The sequence below is a fragment of the Saccharomonospora iraqiensis subsp. paurometabolica YIM 90007 genome (assembly GCF_000231035.2).
Lineage (GTDB): Bacteria > Actinomycetota > Actinomycetes > Mycobacteriales > Pseudonocardiaceae > Saccharomonospora > Saccharomonospora paurometabolica.
The window spans coordinates 3,235-6,782 of sequence record NZ_KI912257.1 but is presented as its reverse complement, the minus strand read 5'-3'; the positions used below and the strand labels follow the sequence as shown (position 1 = coordinate 6,782).

At 71.6% G+C, this 3,548-nt stretch carries 2 protein-coding genes; both read right to left on the bottom strand.

What is annotated here, in order from left to right; translation table 11 throughout:
* Positions 1 to 81 precede the first annotated feature (81 nt).
* The gene (locus tag SACPADRAFT_RS0218945) at positions 82 to 855 is read right to left on the bottom strand and encodes an enoyl-CoA hydratase/isomerase family protein (RefSeq protein ID WP_007026949.1); all 774 of its coding nucleotides are present in this window, start codon (positions 853 to 855) and stop codon (positions 82 to 84) included.
* A gap of 138 nt (positions 856 to 993) precedes the next feature.
* On the bottom strand, positions 994 to 3,351 hold the full coding sequence (locus SACPADRAFT_RS0218940) for a RelA/SpoT family protein (RefSeq protein ID WP_026453990.1): 2,358 nt from the start codon (positions 3,349 to 3,351) through the stop codon (positions 994 to 996).
* Between the last annotated feature and the right edge of the window lie 197 nt (positions 3,352 to 3,548).

The window sequence follows — 3,548 nt, the reverse complement described above, 5'->3', positions numbered from 1 at the left end:
CGGGGGCACCGCGCCGGACCGCCCCCGACGCACCCGGGATCGCCGGGGACGCGCACCGTCGACCGCGGATCGTGCGGGAGCTCAGCCGAAGTCGGGGGGACGCCGTTCGAGGAAGGCGGCGACCCCCTCGGCGTAGTCGTCCCCGGCGACGGCCTCGGCGCGGAGCGCCTCCACGGCCGCGTCGCTGTCCCGCTGCCCCTCCGTGATCCGCTCGATGATCTCGTTCATCCCGCGCACCGACGTCTGCGACCGCGAGCACAGGGTGCGGGCGAAGTCGGCGGTGGTCTCCTCCAGTGCGTCGTCGTCGACCACCTCGTCGACCAGGCCGATCCCGTGGGCACGGTCGGCGTCGAGCAGCCGCGCCGACAGGAGCAGGTAGCGGGCGCGGGCCGGCCCCACCAGGGCGACGAGCCTGCGGGTGGAGGCGAAGTCGTAGACGATGCCGAGCTTGGCGGGGGTGATGCCGAAGCGGCTCCCCCGCGCCGCGAACCGGAAGTCGCAGGCCACCGACAGCTGGCACCCACCGCCGATGCAGTTCCCCCGGACCCGCGCGATGCTCGGCTTGCGCATCCCGGTGAGCGCGCGGACCGCCTTCTCCACCGCGTCGTCGTAGACGGCCGCGCCCTCGGGCGTGGCCCGCAGCTCGCGGAACTCCCCGATGTCGGCACCCGCGGAGAAGTGATCCCCGGCACCGGTGAGCACGAGGACCCGGATCGCCGGGTCGGCCTCCACCTCGGCCACCACGTCCGGCACCGCCGACCACATGGCGTAGCTGACGGCGTTCATCTTGGCGGGGCGGGCGAGGGTGAGTGTGGCGGTCGCGCCGTCCCGGTCGAACTGGATCCCGTCGGTCACGCCGCAACCCTAGATCCCGCGCGCCCGCCACGGAGCCCGGAGTGGCACACGTCGCGGCACCGACGGGCGCACGCCGGGGTGTCGACTCGCGGTCGCCGGGGTGTCGACTCGCGGTCGCCGAGTGTCGACTCGCGGTTGTCAGGTGGCCGAGGTGACGCGGTAGACGTCGTAGACGCCCTCCACGTTGCGGACGACCTTCAGCACGTGGCCGAGATGCTTCGGGTCACCCATCTCGAAGCTGAACCGGCTGACCGCGACCCGGTCCTTCGAGGTCGTGACCGAGGCGGACAGGATGTTGACCTTCTCGTCGGCCAGCACCTTGGTGACGTCGGACAGCAGCCGGTGCCGGTCCAGCGCCTCCACCTGGATCGCCACCAGGAACACCGACGACTCCGTCGGCGCCCACTCCACCTCCAGCAGCCGTTCCGGCTGCCGGTGCAGGTCGTCGGCGTTGGTGCAGTCGGTGCGGTGCACGCTCACCGCGCCCCCGCGGGTGACGAAGCCGAGGATGTCGTCGCCCGGCACCGGCGTGCAGCACCGGGCCAGCTTCGTCCAGATGTCCGACTGGCCGCCCTTGACGACCACCCCGACGTCCCCGGTCGAGCGCCTGCGGGTGACCGTGGACGGGGTCGCGCGCTCGGCGAGCTCCTCCTCGGCCTCCTCGACCCCGCCGATCAGCGCCACCAGCCGCTGCACGACGTGCTTGGCACCGATCTGGCGCTCACCGACCGCCGCGTACAGCGAACTGATGTCGGCGTGGCGCAGCTCCTTGGCCACCGAGCCCATCGTGTCCGCCGACACCAGCCGCTGCAGCGGCAGGCCGATCTTGCGGACCTCCTTGGCGATGGCCTCCTTGCCGGACTCGATCGCCTCGTCCCGGCGCTCCTTGGCGAACCACTGGCGGATCTTCGCCCTGGCCTTCGGCGACCCGGCGAAGGACAACCAGTCGTGGCTGGGTCCCGCGCCCTCCGCCTTGGAGGTGAAGATCTCCACGACCTCGCCGTTGTCCAGCTTGCGCTCGAGTGCGACCAGCCTGCCGTTCACCCGGGCGCCGATGCAGCGGTGGCCGACCTCGGTGTGCACCGCGTAGGCGAAGTCCACCGGGGTGGACCCGACCGGCAGCGTCACCACATCGCCCTTCGGCGTGAACACGAAGATCTCGCGGGTGGCCAGGTCGTAGCGCAGCGACTCCAGGAACTCACCCGGGTCGGCCGCCTCCCGCTGCCAGTCGAGCAGCTGCCGCATCCACGCCATCTCGTCGACGTCGACGGCGTTGCCCCGGTGAGTGCCCTTCGTCTCCTTGTACCGCCAGTGCGCCGCGATGCCGTACTCGGCGGTGCGGTGCATCTCGTAGGTCCGGATCTGCACTTCGAGCGGCTTGCCGTCCGGCCCGATCACGGTGGTGTGCAGCGACTGGTACACGCCGAACCGGGGCTGGGCGACGTAGTCCTTGAACCGGCCGGGCATCGGCTGCCACAGCGCGTGCACCACACCCATCGCCGCGTAGCAGTCGCGCACGTCCTCCACGAGGATGCGCACGCCCACCAGGTCGTGGATGTCGTCGAGCTCGCGTTCCCGCACGATCATCTTCTGGTGGATCGAGTAGTAGTGCTTGGGCCTGCCCTCGACCTTGGCGTCGACGCGGGACTCCTCCAGCTGTTTGGTCAGCTCGCCGATCACCCAGCGCAGGTAGGTGTCCCGGGACGGCGCGCGGTCGGCGACCAGCCGCACGATCTCGTCGTACTTCTTCGGCTGCAGGATGGCGAAGGCGAGGTCCTCCAGCTCCCACTTCACCGTGGCCATCCCGAGCCGGTGCGCCAGCGGGGCGAGGACCTCCAGCGTCTCCTTCGCCTTCCGGGCCTGCTTCTCCGGCGGCAGGAACCGCATGGTGCGCATGTTGTGCAGCCGGTCGGCGAGCTTGATGACCAGCACCCGCGGGTCCCGCGCCATCGCGATGACCATCTTGCGGATGGTCTCGGCCTCCGCCGCGGTACCGAGCTTGACCTTGTCGAGCTTGGTCACCCCGTCGACGAGCTGGGACACCTTCTCACCGAAGTCTTCCCCCAGCTGCTCCAGGGAGTACCCGGTGTCCTCCACCGTGTCGTGCAGCAGGGCCGCCACCAGCGTCGTGGTGTCCATACCCAGCTCGGCCAGGATCGTGGCGACCGCCAGCGGGTGGGTGATGTAGGGGTCGCCCGACTTGCGCCGCTGCTCGCGGTGCCGCTCCTCGGCCACGTCATAGGCCCGCTGCAACAGCGTCAGGTCGGCGCTCGGATGCAGTTCCCGGTGGATCGCGGCGAGCGGTTCGAGCACCTGCTTCACCGAGGCGGGCCGCTGCGCGGTGATCCGCCGCGCCAACCGGGCCCGCACCCGCCGGGTCGCCGACGGGGCACGGACGGCGGCCGAGTCCACCCCCGTTCCGCCGTGCTGCCCACCCCCCGTGGACGCACCGGCGTCGGAACGGGCGGCGACCACGGAATCAAGCTCCTGGCTCACCCGCACACCTCCAGGTCGTCACACCGGCCGTCGACTCGACGTCGACCTCCAGCGTAACGCGCGACACCGTGCGGGTGCGGTCCCGGGCACTCCCGACGGGTACGCGGGCGGGCGCGGGACAGCCGTGCGGGCCGGGGCGCGGGGCGGGGTGACCCCGGTCAGAGGGTGCGCAGCGCGTGGACCGGAACCCCGGGCAT